The organism is Pseudactinotalea sp. HY160 (assembly GCF_009372055.1).
Taxonomy (GTDB): domain Bacteria; phylum Actinomycetota; class Actinomycetes; order Actinomycetales; family Beutenbergiaceae; genus HY158.
The window spans coordinates 175,182-201,542 of the sequence record NZ_WHMT01000005.1 but is presented as its reverse complement, the minus strand read 5'-3'; the positions used below and the strand labels follow the sequence as shown (position 1 = coordinate 201,542).

The window sequence follows — 26,361 nt, the reverse complement described above, 5'->3', positions numbered from 1 at the left end:
AAGGTAGCGTCAGGCACGTCGAGGTCTTCCCGGTGGGCAGTGTCAGAACCCCCATCATCGGAGGACCTCGACCCCTATCCGACGAGCGACGCGCCCACGACCTCTACACCCTCAACTGTGAAGAGCCCCAATACCGTTTCCGAACCTGATTATTCGTCGCCGTCGCAAAATCGAGTTGCCGCAGGCCCGTCTCACCAAACCTGTCGAGATGCCGTCGGCAGAGCTCAACTCACTCTATGCCGTGCACAGCGAACATCACCCCGCTGCTCTCGACATCATGACGCCGGATATGGTTCAGTGGCTCGTGGGCGGGCGGTTTCAACACGAGATGGTGATGCAAGACAGCCGCCTCTACGTGTTCTGCAAGGGAAGGCAGAAGATCGAAAATATTGATGCGATGCTTGCGCAACTGAATGGGTTCCTGACACGCGTACCGGCAGCGGCTTGGCAGAAAGCTCAGGGTGAGTACCCACGCCCGGCACGGGTACAGATGGTGCAGTCGCTCGGCTTGGGCAAGATGAAAGATGCCTATAAAGATTGGCGCGATGCAACGTAGTCCACAATCCGGCTCTTTCGGTTTCAGAGTGCGTTGATCCGGTCGGTGAGTTGGCCGGAGTGGATGAGCCTGAATCCACCGTCCGGGTTTTGGTGACGGTGTGAGGTCCGGGTTCTGGCGGGTCGGGTCGTGTGGGCGTGGCAGGGCCGCCGGTCTGCCCGGCTTTTCCACTTGTGTTCCGGTCGCGCCCGTGGGGGCTGGTGGTCGGGTCGCCGCGGCTGGGGGTGGCCACAAGCAGCGGCATAGAGCGCTTCCTAGGCGTCCCGGTGGGCCCATGTCGGGGTAGGTGCATGATCAGCCGTCATGCCGAGCGGGCGAGCCGGGCGGGGACGCGGATGAGATGGTCTCGGATGGTCGCGGTGGTGGCGCGGGCGTGGAAGCAGGAGGCCAGGGCCCCGGCGGCGGGGGTGAGGTTGAACGCGAGAGCGGCCGGCACAAGCCAGGCCGCGTTCGCGGTGAACTTGCCCGAGGGCACGTGGGCCAGGGCCGAGGCGCGTAGGTCGGCGTGGACGCCCTCGATGATGGCGTGGACGCGGTGGGCATTCTCGGCCCCTGAGCATGCTCAGGGGCGAGTTGGTGAACGCGGTGAAGGGGATCTCGGCGACCTGGGCATCGGAGACGAGCCGGGCCTCGTCTTCGTCCCAGATCGCGTTCGGGTACCGGATCGGGGTCCAGGCCTGCTCCTCGATGCTCGTGATCGTGGCGGTGATGGCCGGGTTCATCCGCGCGGTCAACGAGAAGTGGGCACCGGCGAGCACCGGGGCCCGCCCGGCTAGGCGGGTCACTGCGCCGAGGTCATCCGCTACAAGGGCGTCCTCCATCCCGGCGCGCACGAACCCATCGAGAAGCCGGCTCTGTTCGATCAGGTCCAATCGCTGTTCAAGGCGCGCAACGCCTACGCAACCTGGCACGTCCAGCACGCGCATCGCCCTGAGGGGACTGTTTGCTCTGCGGTAGCTGCGGGTCGCGGATGCTGCTCGACTTCGCCACCGACCCGCGCGGCACGACCTACGCCTACTTCGTCTGCTTCGGCAGGGCATTGAAGAAGACCACCTGTACTCGGACGCGCGGTGCCCGTGCAGGTCGCAGAACGGCTGGTTGAGGACTCCTACGCCAGCATCACGATCAGCGAAGCCGACTTCCGGCGCCTCGCCGCCGAGGTCGACGCCGCGTTTGACGAGCGCGGCGCGGGCCGCGATCAGGAGTTCGCCGACCTCACCGCGAATCGGGCGCGCCTCGAAGCAGAGCGCGACAAGCTGCTGGCCGCGCACGTCGCCGATGCCGTCGACCTACCAACGCTCAAGCGGCACCAAGACCGCGTCCGCGCCGGGCTCGCCGACACCTCGTTCGCGAGACAACCGGAGGCAAGTGAGCCAAACGGGAACACACCCCACCTTCCGATGTCGCGTGTTCCCGTACGACGCCTCTGGTGGGCCTTCCCGGACGATTCTCAAACACACGTCCTGCGCTGAAAACCTTGATTTCCCGTGTTCTTCGCGGGCTTGAGGGGCGACGACCACGGCCGCGACCGTCCGAGAGGCACGATGCGCGCGGTTCGGTGGTCAAGAAATCGGTGAAGTCTCAAACCCGATTGAGCCCTGCCAAGCGTGCCGAGCTGATCGCTGACTACGTGGCGGGGATGCCAGTCGCGGCGATCGCGTCCAAGTTCCGAGTGCACCGCGCGACCGTTCCCGAACTCGGGCGGCGAGCTGGAGTTCCGATCCGCGAGGCGGGTCTGCCTGCCGGGAAGCGTGCTCAAGCCGCGTCGCTCTACGCGGCAGGAATGACACTGGCTCAGGTGGCCGAGCGCGTGTCGATCGATGTCGACACGGTGCGTGCGGCTGTGCTCGCGGAAGGCGGGCCGATTCGACCGCGAGGTCGTCGCCCGCGGAAACACCCACGCTGAGCGGAATCGGACCAGGCGGCCGTTCTCGGGCCATACTGACATCAAGGGAAGTCGAGGTCAGAACGGGCCGAGGTACTTCGTAGACCAGGGACGAAGGGTGCCGCGTGACGACGATCGAGCGTTGTGACATCGACGGCAACGAGTTGTGGTGGCTCAGCGAAGGTCCGGGAGCGCACGCCGAAGAGCCGCAGGACGGCGAAGTCGTGGAAACCGCCCTCAAAGGGCGGTTTCGGTTCGCGGCAGAGATCGAAACAGAAGACGGGCTCCGCCGGCCGCAACTCGGTGCCCTGCACGCGATCTTGGCCTATCGCTCCACCGAAGAGCATGAACCGATCACGGTGGTGATGCCGACAGGGACCGGCAAGACCGAGACGATGCTTGCGGCGTACTGCCACTCACCGGCCCAGACTTTGGTGGTCGTACCGTCGGACGCGCTGCGCACTCAGATCGCGGAGAAGTTCGTGACCCTCGGGGTACTGCCTCGTGTCCATGCCGTCGTCGGGGACTTCTTGTGCCCGGCCGTTCTCGTGCTCAAGAGCGGACTCCAAACTATCGACCAGGTTCAACATGTTCTCGCGCGATCCAACGTGGTCGTGGCGACTGCACAAGTCTTGAATGCGTGTTCGGAGGAGGCGCGTTCGTACCTGGCTCGGTCGTGTCAGCGTCTGTTAGTCGACGAAGCGCACCACCTGGGCGCCCGCACATGGAGGCAGGTCGTCGAGTTGTTCGATGGGCGGGAGGTTGTCCAATTCACGGCGACTCCCTATCGCGAGGACGGGCGTCACCTCGGCGGCCGCATCGCCTACGCCTACCCGCTCCACCTCGCCCAGGCACACGGCTACTTCGCCAGAATCAACTACCGCTCAGTGATCGACCTCGCCGAGCCAGACCGCGCCGTAGCGATCGCTGCCGTCGAGCAACTTCGAGCCGACGTCGAAGCGGGGCTGGATCACCTCCTGATGGCGCGTGTCCGCTCCGTGGAACGAGCCAAGGAGATCATCAAGCTCTACGAGGAGCTCGGCTCAGAATTCGCTCCAATCCGCATCGACACAGGAATGGCCGAGTCAACCCGCAGCAAGCACCGCGACAAGCTCTTCAACCGCGAGAGCCGAATCGTCGTGTGCGTCAACATGCTCGGAGAAGGCTTCGACCTCCCGGCGCTGAAGATCGCCGCGATCCATGACCCCCAGAAGAGCCTTGCCGTCACCCTGCAGTTCGTCGGACGCTTCACCCGCGTGGGCAACGAGTCACTTGGAGAAGCCTCAGCATTCGTACCGCTTCAAGTTGCTGGCGTCGACGAGCGGCTCCGCAAGCTCTACGGCGAGGACGCCGATTGGAATGAAGTCATCCGCGACCTGACCGAGCACGGCGTCGGACAGGAGAAGGACCGAACCGACTTCGAGCTTGCGTTTGGATCGGTCCCCAGCGAAGTCGCTATGCGCAGCATCCATCCGAAGATGAGCACCGTCACCTACCAGTCCACCAAGCCGCTGACATGGAACCCCGAGAGCATCTACGACCTGTTCGAGGACCGATTGCTGACGACCCGCATCGGCATCAACAACAAAGACAAGGTCGCGTGGTGGGTCTCGCGAGAGGCGACACCCGTCAGATGGGGCGACTTCTCCAGCTTCAACGAACTCGTCCACCACCTCCACGTCGTACATGTCGACGATGCCGCAGGGTTCCTGTACGTCAACAGCACGAACAACGACTCGATGCACGAAGACATCGCCAAAGCCATCGGCGGCGATGACGTCACCTTGGTCAAGGGCGAAACGGTGTACCGAATCCTCTCCAAGGTCAAACGCCGAGTGCCCACCAACGTCGGCCTCCTCGACTCAGTGAGCCGAAACCGGCGCTTTTCCATGCACGTCGGCCAAGACGTACTCCACGCGTGGCGCGGAGAAGGCGGCACGAAAATGAAGACCAACATCTTCGCCCACGGCTTTGCTGACAGCCGAGCCGTGAGCTTCGGGGCATCCCGCAAGGGGCGCGTATGGAGCCACGAACAAGCTCGCGACATCCACGACTGGGTGCGCTGGGCAACCCAGGTCGGACCGACCATCACGGACACATCGATCTCCCTGGAGTCCGTCATGTCAGGTTTCCTGCTTCCTGAGCCTGCCCGGGAGCGACCGCCATACGTCCCCCTGTCCATCGAGTGGCCGTATCAACTCGTCGCAACATTCAGCGAGCGACGCAAGGTCAGCTACGGAAACCAGTCGTTCTCGCTGCTCGACACCGAGCTTTCCCTCAGCAATCACACGGCGGACCAACCGCTCCGGTTCAAGCTCAAGACGCCAGCGTGGGAGCTCGAGTTCGAGTTCGACTTTCATGAAGACGACCCGCCCACTATCCGCCCCGTTACCGAAGACGGGCAGATCATCACGCCAGCGGGCGCAGGAAGCCTCGCAGCCTTCCTCACCGCTAACGGACTGCTCATTACGTTCGAGGGCGAGGTGGTCCTCGTTGAACAAGGATTCATGCTGCGGCCAGATCGCGAGCGACGGCTCTTCCCAGTCGATGCCATCGAGACGATCGACTGGTCCGGCGTCGACATCAAGCGTGAATCGCAAGGCGCTGATCGCGATCCGACTACGATCCAGCACCGTGCGATCCAAGCCCTCTCAGCCGAGGACGAGTGGGAGCTTGTCATCGACGACGACGGTGCCGGCGAACTGGCCGACATTGTTCTCCTGAAGAGGACCGAGGATGCCCTCGACGTCTTGATGGTGCACTGCAAATACTCGTCCGGCGACAGGCCAGGCGCGCGGATCGACGACCTGTATGACGTCTGCGGGCAGTCGATGAAGATGAATCGCGCAAAGTCGATCCCAGAGCTGCTCACCAAGCGGCTCTTCCGCCGAGAGCAGCAGCGCCAGAGCTCTGGGAAGAGCGGCCTCATCGCTGGAGATATCTCAACACTGGCTGCCCTCGTCCGCGAGGCGCGGTACCGCACGCTCAACGTTGCCGTTGCAATCGTTCAGCCAGGGATGTCCAAGTCGCTTGTGAGCGAGGACATGCGCGCGCTGCTTGGCGGGACCGAGCGTTTCCTCGTCGAGACGCACGGAATGAAACTCCGCGTCATCGGAAGTCCATGAAGGCTCCTTCGTCATTCGCCGCGCGCCACATGGCACCCAACGGCTGAACCTGTTGCCCGTAGACCGGGCTCAGCCGCAGCCCAAGACCGATACATGGCCGCTCAGCTCGGATTGCAGGAGTCGTTCTCAGGGGCTGTCGCCATGATCTTCGCCGCTATTCGATCGGTTTGTTCCACAGTGAGTTCGGGAACGTCGTCAAAGTTTGTCCCACCTCCGGGCAACGTTCCAGCAACGTGAAAGTGGAGGTGCGGAATGGCTTGGTGCGCTGCCGTGCCGTTGTTCTGCCAGACCGCGATTCCTGGGCGCTCGAACGCGGCGTCAATGGCAGACGCGGCCCAGGCCAGCGTGTCGATCATTGCGTGCCGCTCAGCGGATTCGGACTCCAGCAGTGTCGGGTAGTGCCGCACTGGGAGGACGAGTAGATGCCCGATGCCACGTTGCTCTCTCGTCACGAGCACTGCGACCAAGTCGCTGCGGCACAGGATCGTGAAAGGTCGCGCCCCGCTCAGATAGTCACAGAACGCGCAAGGCTCCTGCGTTGGGATGTCCAGACTGCTATCGGTGTCGCTCATCCCGCAACCAAGGAACGCAGGAAGGCTTGGAACTCGGCGTAATCGACCTTGCCAATCTCGTTTGGATGAACCACGATACGCAACTCCTTCGAGAACCGACCGCGCCGCGTCCGGAGCAGGAACGAGAACGCGATCAACCTGACGGCAGCTTCGGCCGTGAGCTCGGGGATTCGGGACTGGCCCTGCCCCAGAAGCGGAACGCAGATCGGCTCCCCGTTGCCGTGACGATCGGCCGCGTCCCACACGCTGTCAAGGCTGTCGAGGATGCCGCGGATCGTGCCCTTCGCCCGATTGTGCTCGTCCATCGACGTGTAGGCGACGCAGTAGTAACGGACCGTCCCCTGGCCGGGAAGGACGGCAACGGTGCCGAGCGGATAGATGTCCTGCTTGCCAGGCTTCGTGATTACCCCGACAGTTCCGATCCCGCTCAATGCCGTCGTCAACGCTATGTCGAGTCGGGTCTGTGATCCGTCGTAAACGACCCGCAGGAGGCTGCCCTGAACGCTCTTGTTCTCAATGATGCCGGGCTCGGTGTCGAACGTCGTAGTCATGCCGACCATCGCCGATGTGTTCTGCTCGAACAAGTCGCCCGCGACAAGACGGATGGTGACCGACTCAGAGGGAAACCACTGCTCCGGTTCCTTCTGTCGAAAGGCGAGGAAGGCCCATCCGACGGCGAGAATGGCGGCAATGGCTACCAGCCACCATCGACCGTTTAGCAGGTCCGGCGCGAAGAGCGCGACCGCACCAGCAACTACTGCCTGCACGCCCAGCGCCTCTAGGAAGCGGCGAGCGAACCCTCCGGCGTAGCGTCGCAGCGATCGCTTATACCGCGTCACTTGTTGAGGCCGAGACTCTCGTACACGGACTCCTTGTACTGGTAAGAGCCCACTTTCTTCGAGCTGGAGAACCCCGCCGCATAGTCGTCCAACGCGTACTTGATGATGCTGGGTCCGAAGGAGACCGATATCGTGTAATAGTCGTTGTTCGCGAACGGCGCAGGGATATTTCTGCTGACGCCCTGGCGAGAGCCGTCCAGATTCGCCACGACGACGGGAAGGTTAAGGGAGATGATGGCCCCGACCTCGTAGGCGAGGAATGAGGTGCCGTTGCCGCCCTTACGACGGGCGGCTGGGCTACCGAGAAGAACAACCTGCTTGGTGTTGTTCAGGCGCTCGCGCAGTCGCCTCTTGATCGTTTCAGGCGTGCTGCTGTCGCGAGCTGTGTAGATGTCGTGTGCGTTGATGAAGCCGAACTCGATGTTGTCGTTCGCCCGCCAGGCAGTCATGAGCCGGTAGTAGTGGATGTCTTCGCTCGCGAATGCGACATAGGTCTTGTTGCGATAACTCATCGTTTAGCTCCTCGATCACCATGATGTGGGGCGGGCGATCGGGGAACTCCGCGCCCGGGGGTCAGACTATCGGCGACCGCCGACGTTGGGGCAGAACTGGTCGATCCCGAGGGCCAGCCCCGGAGAGGCGAGAATCAAGACGGCACATCCGCGGTGACGGTCTGCTGACGGCGCGCCGTTGGGTGCGATCGGTGGGCACGGCGGCGAGCTGCGGTCTCCAGCACGCGGACGCGAGCCAGGAGGACGAGGCTGAGCGGTCCCATGATGAGGAACTTCATCGCGTTCCAGATGAACAGGAGCACGAGGGGGTTGAGCCAGCCTGGGCCGCCGCCGCCGATGAAGTTGGTGCAGATGCTCGCGGCGAGCAGATACGGGACGGCCAGGAGCATCGCGGGGATGCCCCACTTGAGGCCTCGGCGGGTGCGGATCAGGTCGAGCAGGATGTTGGTGGGCATGTAGCGCCGCAGGAAGTAGCGGGTGCGGACGCTGGCGGTCCAGAGCAGGCGGATCATTGCACTGTCCTCTCATTGCACGGTCAAGTGACGAGACAGTGCGTAGAGAGTGGCCCGGGGGCCTGCCCGAACGGGGCGCCAGATCAAGGAGGAATCTGCCTCGCTTTAGAGTACGACTTAGCGGGGACATCCGTAAGAGGTCGACGTGCCTCAGCTTCTTTGAGCGCGAGGGATGGGCTGGTGCCTCAGGTTCTTTGAGCGCGTAGCCCCCGCAGGGGCAGGCTTGCCTGATGGCGGAGGGCAAGATTCCGATGGCCGCGAGGCGACAGGTGACGAACAAGCTGCGGACCGCGTACGCGCGAGCGTCGAAGCGGGACAAGGCCAGGATCCTGGATGAGGTGATGTCCACGACGGGGATGGCCCGCTCGACGGCGCAGCGGATGCTCACCGGCCCGGCGTTGCCGGATCCGGCCGAGCAGGTCGATCGGCGCAAGCTGCGAGCGAAGCGGTACGGCGACGACTCCCGAGCGCTACTGGAGCATGTGTGGGCGCTGATGGGCTGTCCGTGCGGGAAGTACCTGGTGGTGATGCGGGAGCTGTGGCTGCCGCTGCTGGCCGAGGCCGGGGACCTGGACAAGCCCTTCGCCACCGCGGAGGCGATCGCGCAGCTGGAGTCGATGAGCGCGGCGACCATCGACCGGTACCTGGCCCCGGCCCGCGCGTCGATGCAGCTGCGGGGTGTGTCGACGACGACGCCCTCCCCGTTGCTGCGCAACTCGATCGGGCTGAGCAAGGTCGGCGACGAGCCGCCCACGCGGCCGGGGGTGATCGAGGCCGACACCGTCGCGCACTGCGGGCCGACGTTCCAGGGCGAGTTCGCGCGGACGTTGACGATGACCGATCTGGTCACGGGGTGGACCGAGAACACCTCGATCCGCAACAACGCCTCCAGGTGGATCGTGGCGGCGATGGCCGATCTGCAGGGCATGATCCGCCCCGGCTCGGAAGGAGACGACGATGAACGACGCAACCCCGCAACCGCCCGAGCAGCAGCCGTTCGCAACCTGGAACCCGACCCGTGGGGTCTGGGAGACGAGCCAGCTCGACCTTTACTGGCACTTGGCACCGTTATGCCGATCTGGTGGTTATGTTGACCGATCCCCGCGCGCCCGGTCGCGCCGGGCTCTTCGCGTGGGCCGGTCAACATACCGCCCATCAAGTCTCCGGGGAGAAGACCCAGACGCACGAGCACTATCTGAAAGGCTCGATCTACTGCGGCGACTGCGCCTCTCGCCTCATGGTCACCCACGCCAAGAACGGGCAGGGCGTCGTCTACCCGTACTTCATCTGCGCCGGCCGTCACTCCAAGCGCACATCCTGCATCCGGCAGGCGATGCCGGTGGGCGACATCGAGCAAAAGGTGGAGGACTACTACCGGCAGGTGCAGATTCCCGAGCACATCGTCGTGGCACTGCGCCACATGCTCACCCGGCAGTTCGATGAACTTCGCGAGGCGGCGAAGAAGGAGCGCAGCGCCCTTGCGGCCGAGCGCGACAAACTCCGCGACGAGCGCCGTAGCCTCTTGCACGCCCACCATGCTGGGGCGGTGCCCCTGGACTTGCTCAAGGAGGAACAAGATCGCATCGCGCGCCGACTCGCGTTCCTCGACTCCCGCATCGACGCAGGTCAGGTCGAGTACGACCAGGCGAAGACCCACTTGGAGGACTGCCTGGCGCTCGCCGGCAACGCCCACGCGATCTACATGAGCCTTGACGACTCGCTGCGGCGCATCTGCAACCAGGCGTTCTTCGACCGCATCAACGTCTACGAACTCGACGGCTCCGACATCGTAGAGGCCGAGCACGGCGAACCCTTCGACGCGCTGTTCGACCCCGCGCTCCAAGCCGACGCGCTCGCCTACGACGAGCTCCTACGGTCGGGCGCGGATACTAAGACTGCTCTTGTCGGAAGTTTGAGCTTCCAACATCGGGTGGGCCCGGAGGGACTCGAACCCCCGACATCCACGGTGTAAACGTGGCGCTCTAACCAACTGAGCTACAGGCCCCGGCACCCGAGGAAGCCTAGCAACGTCACCGGGCACGAGGCTAATTCCATGCTCATTCCGGGCCGGCCCCGTCCGCCCCGTGCCACTGGCCGCGGCTGCGCAGCACGTCCACGAGGGTGTCGGGGCGGTCGGTGACGATCCCGTCGACCCCGGCGTCGAGCAGTCGGCGCATCTCGGCGGGCTCGTCGATCGTCCACACGTGGACCGGCAGTCCGAGCAGGTGCGCCGACCGCACGAAGGAGCCGGTCACGATCGTGGCCCCGCGGTGTCGCACGGGAACCTGCGTACAGACGGCGCCGCCCCGGCCCACGTAGTCGCGTCCGAGGCGCCCACCGAACCTGAGCGCGCCGATCTCCCTCGGGGAGGTCGACGTGAGCGCCTGCGGCCGGGCTTCGCGCACGCGCACGAGCCGCTCGTGCGAGAACGCCGCGACGATCACCCGCTCCCAGGCGTCCGAATCGTCGATCGCCGCGATCGCCGGGCCGACGACCGCATCGGACTTGAAGTCGACGTTGACCCACGCGCCGGGGAACGCGCCCAGCACGTCCGCCAGCCGCGGGATCCCGTCGCCGCCGTCGAGGCGGATCGCATCGACCTGTGCGGCGGTCAGCGCCTCGAGGGGGCCGCTTCGGCCCGTCACCCGGCCGAGGTCGTCGTCGTGGAACACGAACGCCTCGCCGTCGCTGCTCGAGCGCACGTCGAGTTCGAGGTAGGTCACTCCCAGCTCGATGGCGGCCTCGAAGGAGGCGAGGGAGTTCTCCCTGCCGGCGTTCACCGCCATCGCCGCACCGCCCCGGTGGGCGATGGCCACGGGTGAGGCGGGCAGCAGGTCCCCGGGCCGGTGCGACCACCGATCCATGAAGGCGCCCATCCCTCAGTCCCGCCCCGGTCGAGCGAGCCCGGCCAGCGCGTCCGCGTAGGCGCTCACCGGCCGCGGCAGGCCCGCGGGATGCACGAGCGACCAGCGCACAGTGCCCGCGGAGTCGATGAGGAAGCTCGCCCGCTCGGCCCGCCCCGAGGTCTCGTCGAAGACCCCGAAGGCGTGCGCGATCCGCCCGTGCGGCCAGAAGTCCGACACGAGCTCGAACCCGAACCCGCGCTGCTCGCGCCACGCCCGCTGGCTCGCCATCGGATCGCAGCTGACCGCGAGCACCCGCAGCCCGGCGGGCCCCGCGCACTCGGCGAACCCCGCGAGGGCGCCGCCGGGCTCGGCGGCGGCGGAGAGCTCACCGAGTTCGTCGCCGCAGACGCCGGTGAAGGCCAACGGGAAGAAGGCGAGCAGCGTCGTCCCCGCGCGCAGCGACGCCGAGGTGAGCGCGGCGCCGTGGGTGTCGACACCGGCGAAGGCGGGCGCGGGCTCGCCCACGAGATGCCCGTGGATGGGCCCGGTGATCGGCCGGGTGATCGGCCCGGTCGACGTGCAGGGACCTGCGGCCACGCCTCAGCGGCCCCGACCGCGGGCCGTGAACCGGTGAGCGATCCAGTCGCCCGCGGGCACGATGGTGGTCGTGTTCATGCCGGCGGTGGCCGCGGCCTCCTCGAGGTCGCCGGGGGGCACATGGCCGGCGCTGCCGGTCTTGGGCGTGAGCACCCACAGCAGGCCGCCGTCCTCGAGGGTGACGGTCGCATCCGTCACGAGGTCGGTCAGGTCGTGGGCGTCGCCGTCGTCGCTGCGCCACCACAGCAGCGCGGCATCCGTCACGTCGTCGACGTCCTCGCCTGCCAGTTCCGATCCGGTCAATCGCTCGACCTCCTCGCGCAGGCCGAGGTCGACGTCGTCGTCGTAGCCGAACTCCTGCACAACGAAGCCCTCCTTGAAACCGAGTCGGGCGATGACGATCGCCGGGTCGGTCTCGGACTGAACTGCCACAATTCTCCTTCGTCTGGCGCACCGCTGGGGTGCCTGGGGTGTGTCGCCGGGACCGTCTGCGGTGCCCGGCTCGGGTCATCCATGATCCTACTTTGAGATCCTGTCAGCGACATCACAGGGGTCCACGTCTCATTCCGGTTCTTTTCTCCTGCGCCACGGACCACAATGGTCAACACGAGACCAAGCAGCGGTATGGGCCCGGACGGTCAACAGAGCACCGGCGCTCGACGCCCGAGAGGAGAACGTGACGTGACGTCTCAAGCGAAGCCACTGATCAACGGCCTGATCAGTCAGGTGCCCGACATCGACGCGGACGAGACCGCCGAGTGGATCGAGTCCCTCGACGGGCTCATCGACTCGCGCGGCGGTCCCCGTGCTCGGTACGTCCTGCTCAACCTGCTCCAACGGGCACGGGAGCGCAACGTCACGGTGCAGCAGCCCGTGACCAGTCCGTTCGTGAACACGATCAGCGTGCACGACGAGCCCTACTTCCCGGGCGACGAGGCCGTGGAGCGGCGCTACCGCGCCTATCTGCGCTGGAACTCGGCGGTCATGGTGACCCGGGCCCAGCGCCCCGGCATCTCCGTGGGGGGACACATCTCCTCCTACGCCTCCGTGGCCACCCTCTACGAGGTGGGCCTCAACCACTTCTTCCGCGGCAAGGATCACCCCGGCGGCGGCGACCAGGTCTACTTCCAGGGGCACGCCTCCCCCGGCATGTACGCCCGGGCCTTCCTCGAGGGGCGCCTGTCCGAGACGGACCTGGACGGCTTCCGCCAGGAGCTCTCCCGCCCCGCCGGCGGGCGGGGGCTGCCCTCCTATCCGCACCCGCACAACATGCCGGACTTCTGGGAGTTCCCCACGGTCTCGATGGGCCTCGGCCCGTCCTCGGCGATCTACCAGGCGTGGGTCAACCGGTTCATGCACGGCCGCGGCGTCAAGGACACGAGCCAGCAGCGCGTGTGGGCATTCCTCGGCGACGGCGAGATGGACGAGCCGGAGTCGCGCGGCATGCTCCAGCTCGCGGCCCAGCAGGAGCTCGACAACCTCACGTTCGTGGTCAACTGCAACCTGCAGCGCCTCGACGGCCCGGTGCGCGGCAACGGGCAGATCATCCAGGAGCTCGAGGGCTTCTTCCGCGGCGCCGGCTGGAACGTCATCAAGGTCGTGTGGGGCCGGGAATGGGATCCGCTGCTCGAGGGCGACAAGGACCGCGCGCTCGTCAACCTGATGACCAACACCCGCGACGGCGACTACCAGACCTACCGGGCCGAGGACGGCGCGTTCATCCGCGAGCACTTCTTCGGGCGCGACCCGCGCACGAAGGCGCTCGTCGAGAACATGAGTGACGACGAGATCTGGGCGCTCAAGCGTGGCGGGCACGACTATCGCAAGCTCTACGCCGCCTACAACGCGGCGGTCAACCACAAGGGCCAGCCGACGGTCATCCTCGCGCACACGATCAAGGGCTACGGCCTGGGGCCCTCCTTCGCGGCGCGCAACGCGACGCACCAGATGAAGAAGCTCCACAACGCCGACACGAAGCTGCTGCGGGACTCGCTGCGGATCCCGATCACCGACGAGCAGATCGACGCCGACGAGTACCTGCCCCCGTACTACCACCCGGGCGAGGACGCACCCGAGATCCAGTACATGCTCGAGCGCCGCCGCGCCCTGGGAGGATTCCTGCCGGAGCGCCGGAGCAAGTACACCCAGGTGAACCTCCCCGCGGACAAGGCCTACGACCGCCTCGCGAAGGGGTCGGGACACCAGGAGGTGGCCACCACCCAGGCCCTCGTGCAGCTGTTCAAGGACCTGCTGCGCGACAAGGACTTCGGCAAGCGGATCGTGCCGATCGTGCCGGACGAGGCCCGCACCTTCGGCCTCGACTCGATCTTCCCGAGCCTGAAGATCTTCAACACGACCGGCCAGCACTACCTCGCGGTGGACCGTGACCTGCTGCTGAGCTACAAGGAGTCGGAGGCGGGCGGATTCCTGCACACGGGGATCAACGAGGCCGGCTCGGCCTCGGCGTTCCAGGCCGTGGGCACCTCCTACGCCACGCACGGCGAGCCGCTCGTGCCGTTCTACTTCTACTACTCGATGTTCGGGTTCCAGCGCACCGGCGACCAGTTCTGGGCCGCCGGCGACCAGCTCACCCGCGGGTTCCTCATCGCGGCCACGGCCGGGCGCACCACGCTCACGGGTGAGGGCCTCCAGCACGCCGACGGGCACTCCCCCGTGCTCGCGGCGACGAACCGTGCGGTGATCTCCTACGACCCGGCCTACGGCTACGAGATCCGCCACATCGTCAAGGACGGGCTGCAGCGGATGTACGGCGAGGGCGAGGCCCGCGACCCGAACGTCATCTACTACCTGACGGTCTACAACGAGCCGATGGTCCAGCCCGCCGAGCCGGAGGACGTGGACGTCGACGGGATCCTGCGCGGGATCCACAAGTTGAGCACCGGCCAGGCGGACGGGCCCAAGGCCCAACTGCTCGGCTCCGGCGTGTCGGTGCCGTGGGCCCTCGAGGCCCAGCAGCTCCTCGCCGACGACTGGGGCGTGAGCGCCGACGTCTGGTCGGTCACGAGCTGGACCGAACTGCGCCGCGACGGGCTCGACGCCGACCGGGAGGCCTTCGTCAACCCCGGTGGCGAGCGCCGCGAGGCCTACATCACCACGAAGCTCTCCGGGGCTCAGGGTCCGTTCGTGGCGACGACCGACTACGACCACATGGTTCCCGACCAGGTGCGCCAGTGGGTCCCGGGCGACTACTGGGTGCTCGGGGCCGACGGCTTCGGGTTCTCCGACACCCGCCCCGCCGTGCGTCGTCACTTCCTCATCGACACCCACTCGCTCGTGACCAAGACGCTCCAGGCGCTCGCGGCTCGCGGCGAGATCGACGCCGGCATCCCGGCCCAGGCGGTCGAGAAGTACCGGCTGCTCGACGTGAACGCCGGAACCACCGGTTCCGCGGGCGGCGACTCCTAGAGTCATCCGGGGACGAGTCCCCTCACGACGGCGGGTCACCCAGGTGACCCGCCGTTGTGCATTCTCCACAAATTCCCGTCGCGCGGGGCCCTATCCTGAACGGGTGAGCCCGCCCCCCGCCCCAGGCACGACCGGCCCCCTGCGCACCCCGCCCTCGCTCGAGCTCGTGCACCGGCTCCGGCAGGGCACGGACCTGCTCACCGGGGCCGCGCTGCGGCGCCTCGACGAGGACCTGCCCTGGTACCGGGGCCTCCCCGCCGAGGACCGTTCCTGGATCGGTCTCGTCGCCCAGGCCGGCATCAAGAGCTTCATCTCCTGGTACGAGAACAACGGCCAGGGCGCCTACAACGCCGCCGAGATCTTCCGCGCCGCTCCCCCGGAGCTCACCCGCTCCATCTCGCTCCAACACACCCTCCAGCTCGTGCGCATCATCGTCGAGGTCGTCGAGGCGCACACGGCCTCGCTCGCGACCGGGCAGATGGAGCAGTCCCTCCGGGAGGCCGTGCTGCTCTACTCCCGCGAGGTGGCATTCTCCGCGGCCGAGGTGTACGCCCGCGCCGCCGAATCGCGCGGGGCGTGGGACGCCCGGCTCGAGGCGCTCGTGGTCGACTCGCTCCTACGCGGCGACGCCGACGACTCCCTCCGCTCCCGGGTCTCGGCGCTCGGCTGGGCGGGCCGGGGCAACACGGTCGTCATCGTCGGCAGCGTCGACGGACCCATGGACGACGTCCGCGCGGCCGAGTTCCGGCGCTCCGCCCGCCGTAGCGCCTCCGATGCGCTCGTGGGGATCCAGGGAGATCGGCTCGTCGTCGTGCTGGGCGGGGAGGGGAACCTGCGCGCGCAGGCCCAGACCCTCGTGCCGCACTTCGGCGCCGGGCCGGTGGTCATCGGCCCACAGGTGCGCGAGCTGGCCGACGCCTCCCGATCCGCCCGCTCCGCACTGCGCGGGCTGCGGGCGGTGCGGGCCTGGCCCACGGCCCCCCGGCCGGTGCTCGCCGACGAGCTCCTGCCCGAGCGGATGCTCATCGGCGACGAGGACGCGCACCGCACCCTGCTCTCCGACGTCTACGCCCCGCTCGTGGCGGCGGGCTCCTCCCTGCTCGAGACGCTCTCGGCGTACTTGAACGAGGGCCGTTCGGTCGAGGCGACGGCGCGGGGGCTGTTCGTGCACCCGAACACGGTGAGGTACCGGTTGCGGCGGATCTCGACGGTCACCGGGTGGGATCCGACCGACGCGCGGGAGGGCTTCGTGCTGCAGATCGCGATCGCGGTGGGGCGCCTGGCCGAGTAGGCGCTACCGGCCGGCAGCGGCCCGGGCGGCGTCGGCCGCGGGCACCCGCCGCGTTCCATAGACGAGCCGCCAGATCTCGTCGCGATGGGCCAGTGCCCACGCGCCGAACGCCTCCCCGTCGAGATCTCGCCACCACAGCATTCCGCTCGCCGGCACGTCCTCGTGGTCGCTCATTCCTGCACGGAACGTCTCCTCGTGCGCCAGGAAGTAGTCGCGCACGGTCTCCGCGGGCCGCGCCACGTCGGCCGCGGACGATGCGTGCATGAGGGGCACGAGGAACAGGAACATCTCCCGTCCCCCGGGCTCGACCGCCCAGTTGACGTCCTGGTACCAGCCCACGGCCATCCGGTCACTGTTGTCCTGGGCGGTGTAACCCTCGATCCGGCCGAGTGTGTCGAGGATCGCGGCGGTCATCTCCTTGACGTACATGAAGTAGCCCGTGAACGCCGCACCGCCGGTGCCCACCGCGAATCCCACCCCCGTCGTGGCGATATCGGTGAACGCGCTCGTCGTCGACGCCGCCTGGCGGGCCTCGGTCATTCCCGTCGGGGCGATGAGCGAGATCGACGACCCGATCACTCCCATCGCGTCCTTGACGTTTCCGGCGAGCGCCACGGTGCGGGAGAGCTCGCCGAGCATGCCGGCGAGGTCGAGTGCGGTGCCGGCGGCCGCTCCGACGCTCGCCCAGCGGCGCAGCCGGGCGTCGATGTCCGACAGCGACTGCGACGCCGCCACGATCGTGATCCGGGCGGAGGCGACCTCGCCCAGGGTGGCGGTCACCTGCGCGAGGCTGTCCGCGTCGCCGGCGCGGAAATAGGCGTGCTGGGCCTCCTGCATCCGCGCCACCAGGTGCTCGAGTTCGGCGGCGGTCGCACGCGCCTCGGCCGCCCGGGCGGCCAGCGCCCGGGCCTCGGGCCGTGCCGTCACACGGAGCACCGCCAGCCGGTTCCCGGCGCGGACGAGCTCGGCATACATGTCCCGGGCGTCGGCGGCATACGTCCCGGTGAGCAGCTCATCCGCGCCCACACCCTGCCGCAACGAGGAGACGAACACGTCGAGCCGCCAACTCGCCTCCTCCACCTCGGCGGGGACCGGGATCCCCCGGCGGGCCGCGCCGGCGGCCTGGTAGTTCAGCAACCTGCCCCAGTCCTCCAGCGCGTCCGCCGCCTCGTGGCGGGTTCGAAGGACCCTCCCGCCGAGTTCGACGGGCGCCGCGGCACCGCCGCTCTCAACGCGCTGATCCCCCTGAGCGCCCTGTGCGTCCTGATCCCCCTGATCCCCCTGAGCACCCTGAGCACCCTGAGCTCCCTGAGCGCCCTGTGCGAACCCACCGCCTCCGGGGCCCGGCACCGCCTGCGCCCCGATCCGCCGCATGAGCGTCGGGGCGGCGACGAGCCGGGAGACGGCGCGGTTGCCCGCGGCGCCCTGCAGTTCGAGCAGCCGGCTCCCCGGACCGCGTGCAGGCCTGGGACCGACCACGGAGCCGGTCACCGCGCCGGCACGACGATTCGGGCCGGCGCGGCCGCCGGCATCGGATGCTCTGCTGGACCTGATCATCGTCGGACGCTACCCCCGAGGCGGGCCCCACGCACGTGCTCGGGCCGTGCCCCGGGCGAACGTGCCCGAGAGGTTCCCGGGGCTGCCCGTAGGGGCGAGCGAGACCCACCTCACCGGGCTGATGCGACGCGGATCACCAATCGGGCGGGTTTTGTAGGTTTCGCACAACGCCAGTGGATAAGCTTGGTCCGTTCCAATTGCGAGAGCGGCACCCCGACTCGGGAAAGGTAGAGACCGTGATTGCCCTCCTCTGTCCCGGCCAAGGCTCCCAGACCCCCGGAATGCTCGAGCCGTGGCTCGAACTGCCCGGGGCCCGCGAGTTCCTGGGGACCCTCGGTGACGCCGCCCGAATCGACCTGCTCGGTCTCGGCACCACGGCCGACGCCGCCACGATCAAGGACACGGCGGTGGCCCAGCCACTCATCGTCGGCGCGTCCCTGCTGGCACTGCACCTGCTCGAGGGCGAGGTCGGGCCGGTCGCCGGCTGGGCCGGCCTGAGTGCCGGGCACTCGGTGGGCGAGTTCGCCGCCGTCGCCGCCGCCGGGATCCTCACCGCGGCCGAGGCGGTCGAGCTCGTGGGCGTCCGCGGTCGCGCGATGGCCGCGGCCGCGACCGCCGCAGACACCGGCATGGCGGCCGTCGTCGGCGGAGACCCGGACGAGGTGACCACCGCGATCGTCGCGGCCGGGCTGGTTCCGGCCAACGTCAACGGCGGCGGGCAGATCGTGGCCGCCGGTGCCCGCGCCGACCTCGAAGCCTTGGCGGCCGCACCGCCCGCCAAGGCGCGGGTCATCCCGCTCGCCGTCGCCGGGGCCTTCCACACCCGGTACATGGCCCCCGCCGTCCCGGACGTCGCCGCCGCCGCCGGAGCGCTCACCCCGGCCGCGCCCACGCTCGCGGTGCTGAGCAACGCCACCGGCGAGCCCGTGCCCTCCGGCCCGCGCGCGCTCGAGTTGCTCGTCGACCAGATCACCCATCCCGTCCGGTGGGACCGGTGCCAGGAGACCATGGTCTCCCGCGGCGTGACCACGACGATCGAGCTCGCTCCCGGCGGGGTGCTCAGCGGGCTCGCCCGCCGGTCCATGCCGGGGGTCGCCACGATCGCGATCAAGAAGCCCGCCGATCTGGACTCCGCAATCGCCGCCATCAAGGAGAGCCGATGACCACCCTGCTCGGGGCCCCCACCACGACCGGATCCCGCATCGCCGCCATCGGCGGCTTCCGCGGTGAGAACCTCGTGACCAACGACGACATCGCCGGGCCGATCAACTCCTCCGACGAGTGGATCCGTCAGCGCACCGGCATCGTCACCCGCGCCCGGGCGGACCACGACACGACGATCGCCGACATGTCCACCGCCGCGGCCCAGGATGCACTCGCCAAGGCGGGCATCACCGGGGCCGACGTCGATGCGGTCATCGTCTCCACCGTGACCCACTTCGAGCAGACCCCGGCGCTGGCGACGATCGTCGCCGACCGGATCGGGGCCACCCCCGCCCCGGCCTTCGACCTGTCCGCGGCGTGCGCCGGCTACTGCTACGGCATCGCCCAGGCGGACGCGATGGTACGGGCCGGTCTGGCGCGCACGGTCGTCGTGGTCGGAGTGGAGAAGATGAGCGACTTCATCGACCCGACCGACCGCACCATCTCGTTCCTGCTCGGCGACGGGGCGGGAGCGGCGGTCGTGACCGCCTCGGACCAGACCGGCATCGGCCCGACCGTCTGGGGATCGGACGGCGGGCAGGCCGGCGTCATCTATCAGACCCGGTCGTGGCTCGACTACCGCCACGAGGAGCTGGGCGAGCCCGAGGAGGAGACGCCCGAACTCGCCGAGGAGGTCTCCCAGATGCGCACCCCGACGCTGCGCCAGCTGGGGCCGACCGTGTTCAAGTGGGTGATCTCGACCATCCCGGGCGTGGCACGCCAGGCCGTGGCGGCGGCCGGGTTGACCCTCGACGACATCGAGGTGTTCATCCCGCACCAGGCGAACATGCGCATCACCGATCAGCTCACCAAGCTCCTCAAGCTTCCCGACTCGGTCATCGTCGCCCGCGACATCGCCGAGACCGGGAATACCTCGGCGGCGTCCATCCCGCTCGCGACCGAACGGTTGCTGCGGGAGGGCACGGCCCCGAGCGGCGCCGTCGCCCTCCAGGTCGGCTTCGGCGCCGGACTGGCCTATGCCGGCCAGGTCGTCGTCCTCCCCTGAGGGCGCACCTCCCACCCGCACACCCCTAGGCTAGGAACCCCTAGCTACCCAAGAAACGGAGCCCCCATGGCCAGCAACGAGGAGATCCTCGCCGGTCTCGCCGAGATCGTGAACGAAGAGACCGGTCTGCCCACCGACGCGGTGCAGCTCGACAAGTCCTTCACCGACGACCTGGACATCGACTCGCTGTCGATGATGACGATCGTCACCCTGGCGGAGGAGAAGTTCGAGGTGCGCATCCCCGACGAAGAGGTTCAGAACCTCACGACCGTCGGCGACGCCGTCAACTACATCGCCCAGGCGCAGGCCTGATTCCTGCCCCCGTGGCTCCGGTCCTCGGAGGGCGCACCGTTTCGGTGCGTCCTCCGGTGACCGGCCCGCTCCCGGAACGAACGAAGAAGGCCGTCTCATGAGTGACCATGTACCCGTCGTAGTCACGGGCCTCGGTGTGACCTCCCCGCTGGGTGGGGACGTCCCCACCACCTGGTCGGCCGCCCTCGCGGGCACCTCCGGCGTGGCGACCATGACCCACGAGTGGGTCGAGGAGTACGACCTGCCGGTGACCTTCGCGGGCGAGCTCGCCGTGCCCGCGGCCGACGTGCTCCCGCTGCCGCAGCGCAAGCGGATGGATCCCAGCGCGCAGTTCGCCGTCATCGCCGCCCGTGAGGCGTGGGCCGATGCCGGCTCCCCCGACGTTCCCGGTGAGCGGATCGGCTCCGTCATCGCCTCGGGGATCGGCGGGGTGTGGACCCTGCTCAGCTCCTGGGACACCCTGAAGGAGAGCGGGGCCCGCCGGGTGCTGCCGCTCACCGTGCCCATGCTCATGCCGAACTCGCCGGCCGCCTACGTCTCCCTCGAGGTCGGGGCCAAGGCCGGCGCGCATACGCCCGTCTCCGCCTGCGCCTCGGGCGCCGAGGCGATCGGCTACGGGATCGAGATGATCCGCTCGGGCCGGGCCGACGTCGTCGTCGCGGGCGGCACGGAGGCGGCCATCCACGCGCTCCCGCTCGCGGCCTTCGCGAAGATGCAGGCGCTCTCGACCCGCAACGACGACCCACAGGCCGCCTCGCGGCCCTACGACACCGAGCGCGACGGGTTCGTGCTCGGTGAGGGCGCCGGGGTGCTCGTGCTCGAGCGGGAGGACCATGCGCTGGCCCGTGGGGCCACGATCTACGCCCGGCTCAGCGGCGTCGGGCTCAGCTCCGACGCCTACGCGATCGCCCCGCCGGACCCGACGGGTGCCGGTCAGGAGACCGCGATCCGGCTCGCGCTCGAGGACGCCGGGCTCACCGCCGGCGACATCGCGCACGTGAACGCCCACGCCACCTCCACCCCCGTCGGCGACGGGATCGAGGCGGCGGCGATCGCGCGTGCCATCGGGGACCAGGCGGTGGTCTCGGCCACGAAGTCGATGACGGGCCACCTGCTCGGCGGCGCCGGGGCACTCGAGGCGATCTTCACGGTGCTCGCGCTGCGGGACCGGCTCGCGCCCCCGACGATCAACGTCGACTCCCCCGAGCCCGACCTGCCGATCGACCTCGTGCGCGACGCGCCCCGGGAGCTGCCGGCCGGCGATATCGCCGCGATCAACAACGCCTTCGGGTTCGGCGGGCACAACGTGGCCCTCGTGGCCACGAGCGTCTGAGGCCCGCGCGCCGCGCGGATACGGCAGTGGCGGGGAGCTCACCGGCTCCCCGCCACACGTATATCCGCCCCTCGGCCGGCCCTCAGTCTACCCTCGGCCGGCCCTCAGCCGACCCGGTGCAGCCAGCGCACCGGTACCCCGGCACCGGCGTACCGGAAGGGTTCGAGTTCGTCGTCCCACGCCTGGCCCAGGGCGAGGTCGAGCTGCTGGCGCATCCGCACGGGATCGTGCGCATGGTCCATCGCCGAGCGGATCCGATCCTCCGGCACGACCGTGTTGCCGTGTGCGTCCACCTGGCCGTGGAAGATGCCCAGGTCGGGGGTGTGGCTCCAGCGGGAGCCGTCGGTGCCGCGGCTCGGCTCCTCCGTGACCTCGTAACGCAGGTGATTCCAGCCGCGCAGTGCCGAGGCGAGGTGGGCACCGGTGCCCGCCGGTCCGACCCACGAGATCTCCGTGCGGTACATGCTCGGCGCGGCCGGCTGCTCGGTCCATTCCGCGAGCACCTGCGCCGTGGGCAGCACGTTTCCGATCGCCCACTCGACATGGGGGCACAGGGCACGTGGCGCCGAGTGCACGAAAATCACCCCACGGGTGATCACACCAGACATCATCCGCTCCTTTCCGTCAGACCCGAGATGCGTCTTCCCCAACGAATCTCATAGCCCGCCGGAACGGGTGCGGCACTTCTTCTCGACCCATCATGCCCGATCCGCGCCGATTTGGCACGTCGACGCCTGCCCGGGCCCCGCCGACACGCCGACGGGGCCCGGGATTCAGGGGTGAGTGCTCCGGTCGTCTCAGGAACCGGCACCTGCCGGCCGTCGCCGGGCGACGAGCACGGCGGCGCCACCGAGCAGCAGGGCGAGCACGACCAGTCCGGTCACGGGGCCCATGTCGGCCCCCGTGTCGGGCAGGGAACCGGTCGGCCCGGTGGTCTCGGTCGGCGCCGCGGTGGGATCGGTCGGGTCGAGATCCGCCACCCCGATCCGGTCGAGGAGCTCGTTCGCGACGTCCACGAGGTAGTCCGCGCCCCAGTCCGAGAGGTACCCGGCCTCGATCTGTCCGGCGTCGAAGGTGCCCATGAGGTCGAGGTAGTCCGCCCGCGTGCCGTAGGTGTCGGCGAACTCCTCGGCGGAGATGAGGGCCATCGACCCGTACACGGCGCCCGGGCTCGCCGCACCGAGGTACTGCCCGAGCGGGTACTCGAGGAGTCCGGACCGCACGCCCCCGGTCACGTTGCCGGACTCGTCGCGCACGAGGTCGCCGCCGGCCTGGTCGTACCAGAGCGATGCCGCCGGGACCGTGCCCTGCTGGTCCGCGTCGATGAGCGCCTCGGCCGCCGCGATGATCGTCGGCTCGAGCGGGTAGATGTTGAGCGAGGCGCGGAACGCCTCCTCGTGCACGTCCGTGTTCGGAAGCCGGCCCGCCTGGTAGATCTCCTCGTCGGCCGGGATCACCGGCGAGAGCAGATCGGTGTGCGGGGTGCCGGGCACCTGCCACTGGAAGTTGTTCGCCGGGTATTCACGCTCGGCCACGCCGTTCAAGCCGAACAGCGGCCCGTCACCCTCGGCGGTCACCGAGATCATCGGCACGTCGAGCGCGGGGAGCTCCCCCGGCAGGCGCGTGTAGCCGGTGTCGCCCTGTTGCAGCGGCCTGACACCGTGCGCCCCGGCCGTGTTGAGGTAGCCGTCCCACAGCGAGCCGCCGTTCGCGTCCGACTGTGCCGCGTGGAAGCTCTCCACGTAGGTGCGCAGGTAGATCGCGGACTGCGACTGGCCGAGCAGCAGCGTCGTCTCCGGGGACATGCCCCCGAGGATGCTGCCCGGGTCGCGGTCGAGGAGCACACCGAGCTGGGTCGTGATGTCCCACACGAGGCCCTCCTGCGCACCGGGCACGACCATGAACGGGTCGAAGGAGCCCGGGTCGTCCGGGTCGGCGACGATCGGGTCGCGACCCGTGTCCTCGACGTCCCAGCTCAGGTCCGCGTAGCGCTGCGGATCGTAGTTGTGCAGCGCGTCGATCTGGATCGGCTTGGAGGTGAGGCCGATGACGGCGTGGCCCTCCTCGAGCGCCCACTGCCACATCCGGCGCCAGTGGTCCTCTCCCGGGAACCCGTTCGAGGCGTTGAGGATGTCCACGAGCACGACGCCGGAGAAGTCGGCCGCATCGGCCGGGCGCCGCACGAGGATGTTGTTCGTGTAGTCGGCCGCGTCGATCGCGGTCGCCGCACCGGACTCGCCGGAGTAGATCGAGCTCGTGCCGGAGAGGAAGTACTCCTCCTCGACGAAGCCGTGGTCGGCCACGTCGAACGGCACGCGCGCGTTCGCCATCGACGACCACATGACCGAGTCCTCCGTCACGGGGATCGGTCCGGTCACCTCCGGCTGCGCGGTGAGTGTGGACGGCGCCGCCTCGCCCTCGTAGCTCAGGCCGTATCCGAAGGGGTACAGCGCGCCGTCGGTCGTCTCGTCGTAGCCGGGCCGGTCGCTGTCCTGTTCGAGGATCGCCTCGGCGGTGCCGGCCAGCGCGAAGGGCATGCGGCCCTGGAAGTCGTGCTTCCCGGAGAGCACGTCGAGCAGCGCGCCGGTGCTCGTGCCGAAGTCCGCGACGATCGCGCCGACGTCTCGCAGGCCGGAGGCCTCGTCGAGCACGTACGGCTGGCGGAAGTAGACGTCGAGGATCACCTTGCTCGGGTCGCCGATCTCGGCGATGACCTCCTGGATCGTCGCCAGGGACGGGGTCACCTCCCACGAGTCGGCGGCCTCCATGCCGGTGAAGTCGAGCACGCTCGACTCCCACGGGTAGGCCCCGCCGAAGCGCAGGCCGTTGTCGGTGCAGGCCGCGCCCTCGATGGTGCTGCACACGTCGGCCGCTCCCCACGGGCTCTGCCCGTCGTAGCCGGGGATGCCGTCGATGACGGCCGGGTTGACTCCGTGTTCGGGATCGAGGCCCGAGGCCGGGTCGTTCGAGACGTAGTCGCCGCCACTGGCATTCGCGGTGAGGGAGATGACGGCGTAGTCGTTGCCCGCGGCGCTCGGGCGCCCGGCCCCGTCGGGGGTGTCGCCGCTCGTCACGTCGTAGCCGCGGTCGGCGACGGCGGCGCCGTCGATCCCGCCGAGCACGTACACGCTCGCGTCGTCGGCGAGTGGGAGCACGGGGCCACCGGGGGTCTGGGAGTTCTCGAGCAGCACGAGCGAGTCCCGCTGGGTCTGCAGGCCCACCTCGCGGTGCGCGGCGGCACCGACCGTTTCGGTCGCCCCGGCCGGATCGACGTAGGGGTTCTCGAACAGGCCCATGCGGAAGAACTGCGCGAGGATGCGTTCGGCGGCGAGGTCGACCCGAGCCTCGTCGACGAGGCCGTCGGCCACGAGGTCGAGGATCACCTGCACGTCATGGAATCCGGATAGCGTGTCGGTGCCGCTGTTGATCGCGGCGGCCACCCGCTCGGGCACGGTGGCGTCCTCGAGCCCCCACGCGCGGTCGGTGATGATGCCCGTGTCGGAGTTGACGTAGCCCGGGAAGCCGAGCTGGTCGCGCAGCAGTCCGTTGACGATCGCATCGGAGAAGGCCATACCGGTCTCCGGCAGCTCCTCGCCGTTGTAGGTGACGTCGACCGGCACACCGTAGTACGGCATGATCGAGGAGACGCCCGCCTCGATCGCGGCCTCGAACGGCTTGAGGTGCTCGCCGAACATGTCGGCCGGGTAGACCTGCCCCTTGCCGAACGCGTAGTGCGGGTCGAGGCCGAGCTGCTGGGGCCCACCGCCCGGGAAGTGCTTGAGGGTGAGCGCCACCTGAGACTCGGGGGTGAGCGCGAGCCCGTCCTCGCCGACCTCGCCCTGGAGGGAGGAGACGAGCGAGGTCATGATGTTCGCGTTGAGGTCGGCGTCCTCCGTGAACGTCTCGTGGGCGCGGTACCAGCGGGGTTCGGTGGACAGGTCGGCCATGTAGCCGTACATCCCGCGCAGCCCGATCGACGCCCATTCGTCGCCCATGATCGAGGCGAAGTCCTCGACGACGGACATGTCGCCCGTCGTCGGGTCCTCGCCCGTGGCGGCGGCCTCGGCACCGAGGGCCGCGGCGGCGATGCCGGCCTCCTTCGGGAAGGACGTGAACGCGCCGGCGGACTCGTTGATGCCTGCCCGGGCGTTCGGGTCGATGTGGTTGCGCGCGTTCGACTTGAACAGCGACGGGATGCCGAGCCGGGTGGCCTCGCTCATCTCCTGGACGGAGTTCGTGAACTGCGCCGCCTCGGCCGGGGTGACCACGGTCGAGGCGCGGAAGCCGCCACCCGGCTCGCCGCAGACCGCATCCTCCGGGCCGGCGACCGTGTTCCGGAAGACGAACAGGTGCATGGCCTGGTTCTCGATGTAGTCCGTGCCCTCGGCCGGGACGGCGCCACGCACGCCGTCCTCGCAGGCGGCGTTGAGCGTGTCGATGAGCATGAGCCCGGACTTCTCCGTCAGGCTCATCCGCTCCACGAGGTCGCCCGTGCGGTCGTCGGCGGAGAGCCGCCAGTCCTCGTAGGGGTCGAGCACGCCGTTGCCGTTGAGGTCGCGGAACTCGAGATCGTCGACCGTGATGATCTCCTTCACCCGCGACTCGAGCTGTGGCTGCTCCGCCGGCGGCACGGCGGTCTCCGCGCCGGCCGCGACGCTCAATCCGAGGGTGAGCGGAACCACGGCGGCGGCCGCCACCATGGTCCGTAGGCCTCGTCGTCTGTGCACTGACATGATCCTCCTCAATCATTCGAGGTCACCGGCAGGTGCGGACGACGGCTGTGACCGTG

The 26,361-nt window shown here is 68.6% G+C and carries 22 protein-coding genes and 1 tRNA gene; 11 read left to right on the top strand and 12 right to left on the bottom strand.

Annotation, left to right across the window (positions count from 1 at the left end; all coding sequences use genetic code 11):
* The first annotated feature begins 175 nt into the window (after positions 1 to 175).
* On the top strand, positions 176 to 556 hold the full coding sequence (locus GCG21_RS07300; RefSeq protein WP_152818639.1) for a hypothetical protein: 381 nt from the start codon (positions 176 to 178) through the stop codon (positions 554 to 556).
* Positions 557 to 857: 301 nt separating this feature from the next.
* Here GCG21_RS07300 and GCG21_RS16205 read toward each other — a convergent pair whose 3' ends face one another.
* On the bottom strand, positions 858 to 1,031 hold the full coding sequence (locus tag GCG21_RS16205; RefSeq protein WP_194164984.1) for a hypothetical protein: 174 nt from the start codon (positions 1,029 to 1,031) through the stop codon (positions 858 to 860).
* A 595-nt stretch (positions 1,032 to 1,626) separates the two neighbouring features.
* On the opposite strand from GCG21_RS16205, the gene GCG21_RS16690 reads away from it, so the two are divergent.
* Complete coding sequence (locus tag GCG21_RS16690; RefSeq protein WP_227993469.1) at positions 1,627 to 2,028, top strand: hypothetical protein; 402 nt, start codon at positions 1,627 to 1,629, stop codon at positions 2,026 to 2,028.
* Positions 2,029 to 2,566: 538 nt separating this feature from the next.
* Entirely contained in the window at positions 2,567 to 5,566 is a 3,000-nt protein-coding gene (locus GCG21_RS07285) for a DEAD/DEAH box helicase family protein (RefSeq protein ID WP_152818637.1), read from the top strand.
* 101 nt (positions 5,567 to 5,667) lie between these two features.
* On the opposite strand, the gene GCG21_RS07280 is transcribed toward GCG21_RS07285, so the two are convergent.
* The 4 genes from GCG21_RS07280 to GCG21_RS07265 all read right to left on the bottom strand — a co-directional run bounded on the left by GCG21_RS07280 (position 5,668) and on the right by GCG21_RS07265 (position 8,001).
* Complete coding sequence (locus GCG21_RS07280) at positions 5,668 to 6,138, bottom strand: HIT family protein (RefSeq protein WP_152818635.1); 471 nt, start codon at positions 6,136 to 6,138, stop codon at positions 5,668 to 5,670.
* On the bottom strand, positions 6,135 to 6,905 hold the full coding sequence (locus tag GCG21_RS07275; RefSeq protein WP_370517374.1) for a macro domain-containing protein: 771 nt from the start codon (positions 6,903 to 6,905) through the stop codon (positions 6,135 to 6,137). Before GCG21_RS07275 ends, GCG21_RS07280 begins: the two co-directional genes overlap by 4 nt.
* Before the next feature lie 68 nt (positions 6,906 to 6,973).
* A complete protein-coding gene (locus tag GCG21_RS07270; protein ID WP_152818633.1) occupies positions 6,974 to 7,489 on the bottom strand; it encodes a TIR domain-containing protein in 516 nt (171 codons plus the stop codon).
* 134 nt (positions 7,490 to 7,623) lie between these two features.
* On the bottom strand, positions 7,624 to 8,001 hold the full coding sequence (locus GCG21_RS07265; protein WP_152818631.1) for a sulfate permease: 378 nt from the start codon (positions 7,999 to 8,001) through the stop codon (positions 7,624 to 7,626).
* 230 nt (positions 8,002 to 8,231) lie between these two features.
* Here GCG21_RS07265 and GCG21_RS07260 point away from each other — a divergent pair, with 230 nt between their 5' ends.
* Positions 8,232 to 9,095 (top strand): hypothetical protein, encoded by an 864-nt coding sequence (locus GCG21_RS07260; RefSeq protein WP_227993467.1) that lies wholly within the window; start codon positions 8,232 to 8,234, stop codon positions 9,093 to 9,095.
* The gene (locus GCG21_RS07255; RefSeq protein WP_152818689.1) at positions 9,089 to 9,973 is read left to right on the top strand and encodes a zinc ribbon domain-containing protein; all 885 of its coding nucleotides are present in this window, start codon (positions 9,089 to 9,091) and stop codon (positions 9,971 to 9,973) included. Before GCG21_RS07260 ends, GCG21_RS07255 begins: the two co-directional genes overlap by 7 nt.
* Here GCG21_RS07255 and GCG21_RS07250 read toward each other — a convergent pair.
* The 4 genes from GCG21_RS07250 to GCG21_RS07235 form a co-directional block, all read right to left on the bottom strand.
* Positions 9,933 to 10,006: transfer RNA gene (locus GCG21_RS07250), tRNA-Val, on the bottom strand. The two genes, GCG21_RS07255 and GCG21_RS07250, sit on opposite strands and share 41 nt — an antisense overlap.
* A 52-nt stretch (positions 10,007 to 10,058) precedes the next feature.
* Positions 10,059 to 10,865, bottom strand: coding sequence for a glycerophosphodiester phosphodiesterase (locus GCG21_RS07245; protein ID WP_194164983.1), 807 nt, complete (start codon positions 10,863 to 10,865; stop codon positions 10,059 to 10,061).
* A 15-nt stretch (positions 10,866 to 10,880) separates the two neighbouring features.
* A complete protein-coding gene (locus GCG21_RS07240) occupies positions 10,881 to 11,444 on the bottom strand; it encodes a redoxin domain-containing protein (protein WP_370517373.1) in 564 nt (187 codons plus the stop codon).
* Between the two features lie 3 nt (positions 11,445 to 11,447).
* Complete coding sequence (locus GCG21_RS07235; protein WP_153878056.1) at positions 11,448 to 11,876, bottom strand: DUF3052 domain-containing protein; 429 nt, start codon at positions 11,874 to 11,876, stop codon at positions 11,448 to 11,450.
* A gap of 192 nt (positions 11,877 to 12,068) precedes the next feature.
* Here GCG21_RS07235 and aceE point away from each other — a divergent pair, with 192 nt between their 5' ends.
* Positions 12,069 to 14,870: a pyruvate dehydrogenase (acetyl-transferring), homodimeric type gene (gene aceE / locus GCG21_RS07230; RefSeq protein WP_152818687.1), complete on the top strand. Its 2,802-nt coding sequence runs from the start codon at positions 12,069 to 12,071 to the stop codon at positions 14,868 to 14,870.
* Positions 14,871 to 14,973: 103 nt separating this feature from the next.
* Positions 14,974 to 16,161 carry a PucR family transcriptional regulator gene (locus GCG21_RS07225; protein WP_370517372.1) on the top strand — a complete coding sequence of 396 codons (1,188 nt, stop codon included), beginning with the start codon at positions 14,974 to 14,976 and terminating at the stop codon, positions 16,159 to 16,161.
* A gap of 3 nt (positions 16,162 to 16,164) precedes the next feature.
* On the opposite strand, the gene GCG21_RS07220 is transcribed toward GCG21_RS07225, so the two are convergent.
* On the bottom strand, positions 16,165 to 17,718 hold the full coding sequence (locus GCG21_RS07220) for a hypothetical protein (RefSeq protein ID WP_152818627.1): 1,554 nt from the start codon (positions 17,716 to 17,718) through the stop codon (positions 16,165 to 16,167).
* A 236-nt stretch (positions 17,719 to 17,954) separates the two neighbouring features.
* Here GCG21_RS07220 and GCG21_RS07215 point away from each other — a divergent pair, with 236 nt between their 5' ends.
* From GCG21_RS07215 to GCG21_RS07200, 4 genes are all read left to right on the top strand, one after another.
* Positions 17,955 to 18,881, top strand: coding sequence for an ACP S-malonyltransferase (locus tag GCG21_RS07215; protein ID WP_370517371.1), 927 nt, complete (start codon positions 17,955 to 17,957; stop codon positions 18,879 to 18,881).
* Positions 18,878 to 19,927, top strand: a complete 1,050-nt coding sequence (locus GCG21_RS07210) for a beta-ketoacyl-ACP synthase III (RefSeq protein ID WP_152818625.1) — start codon at positions 18,878 to 18,880, stop codon at positions 19,925 to 19,927. The genes GCG21_RS07215 and GCG21_RS07210 overlap by 4 nt, the downstream gene beginning before the upstream one ends.
* Before the next feature lie 66 nt (positions 19,928 to 19,993).
* Positions 19,994 to 20,239, top strand: a complete 246-nt coding sequence (locus GCG21_RS07205) for an acyl carrier protein (RefSeq protein WP_152818623.1) — start codon at positions 19,994 to 19,996, stop codon at positions 20,237 to 20,239.
* A 97-nt stretch (positions 20,240 to 20,336) separates the two neighbouring features.
* A complete protein-coding gene (locus GCG21_RS07200) occupies positions 20,337 to 21,572 on the top strand; it encodes a beta-ketoacyl synthase (RefSeq protein WP_152818621.1) in 1,236 nt (411 codons plus the stop codon).
* Between the two features lie 104 nt (positions 21,573 to 21,676).
* Here the strand turns inward: GCG21_RS07200 and GCG21_RS07195 are convergent, their stop codons facing one another.
* Together GCG21_RS07195 and GCG21_RS07190 are read right to left on the bottom strand one after the other, a co-directional pair.
* On the bottom strand, positions 21,677 to 22,180 hold the full coding sequence (locus GCG21_RS07195; protein WP_152818619.1) for a DUF3145 domain-containing protein: 504 nt from the start codon (positions 22,178 to 22,180) through the stop codon (positions 21,677 to 21,679).
* A gap of 189 nt (positions 22,181 to 22,369) precedes the next feature.
* Positions 22,370 to 26,299: an alpha/beta hydrolase domain-containing protein gene (locus GCG21_RS07190; protein ID WP_370517370.1), complete on the bottom strand. Its 3,930-nt coding sequence runs from the start codon at positions 26,297 to 26,299 to the stop codon at positions 22,370 to 22,372.
* Positions 26,300 to 26,361 lie beyond the last annotated feature (62 nt).

Bases quoted from the DNA above. Each gene is read 5' to 3' on its own strand.
- GCG21_RS07280 (WP_152818635.1), bottom strand. From the start codon at position 6,138: ATGAGCGACACCGATAGCAGTCTGGACATCCCAACGCAGGAGCCTTGC.
- GCG21_RS07270 (WP_152818633.1), bottom strand. From the start codon at position 7,489: ATGAGTTATCGCAACAAGACCTATGTCGCATTCGCGAGCGAAGACATC.
- GCG21_RS07265 (WP_152818631.1), bottom strand. From the start codon at position 8,001: ATGATCCGCCTGCTCTGGACCGCCAGCGTCCGCACCCGCTACTTCCTG.
- GCG21_RS07260 (WP_227993467.1), top strand. From the start codon at position 8,232: ATGGCGGAGGGCAAGATTCCGATGGCCGCGAGGCGACAGGTGACGAAC.
- GCG21_RS07255 (WP_152818689.1), top strand. From the start codon at position 9,089: ATGTTGACCGATCCCCGCGCGCCCGGTCGCGCCGGGCTCTTCGCGTGG.
- GCG21_RS07245 (WP_194164983.1), bottom strand. From the start codon at position 10,865: ATGGATCGGTGGTCGCACCGGCCCGGGGACCTGCTGCCCGCCTCACCC.
- aceE (WP_152818687.1), top strand. From the start codon at position 12,069: ATGGGCCCGGACGGTCAACAGAGCACCGGCGCTCGACGCCCGAGAGGA.
- GCG21_RS07220 (WP_152818627.1), bottom strand. From the start codon at position 17,718: ATGATCAGGTCCAGCAGAGCATCCGATGCCGGCGGCCGCGCCGGCCCG.
- GCG21_RS07210 (WP_152818625.1), top strand. From the start codon at position 18,878: ATGACCACCCTGCTCGGGGCCCCCACCACGACCGGATCCCGCATCGCC.
- GCG21_RS07205 (WP_152818623.1), top strand. From the start codon at position 19,994: ATGGCCAGCAACGAGGAGATCCTCGCCGGTCTCGCCGAGATCGTGAAC.
- GCG21_RS07200 (WP_152818621.1), top strand. From the start codon at position 20,337: ATGAGTGACCATGTACCCGTCGTAGTCACGGGCCTCGGTGTGACCTCC.
- GCG21_RS07195 (WP_152818619.1), bottom strand. From the start codon at position 22,180: ATGTCTGGTGTGATCACCCGTGGGGTGATTTTCGTGCACTCGGCGCCA.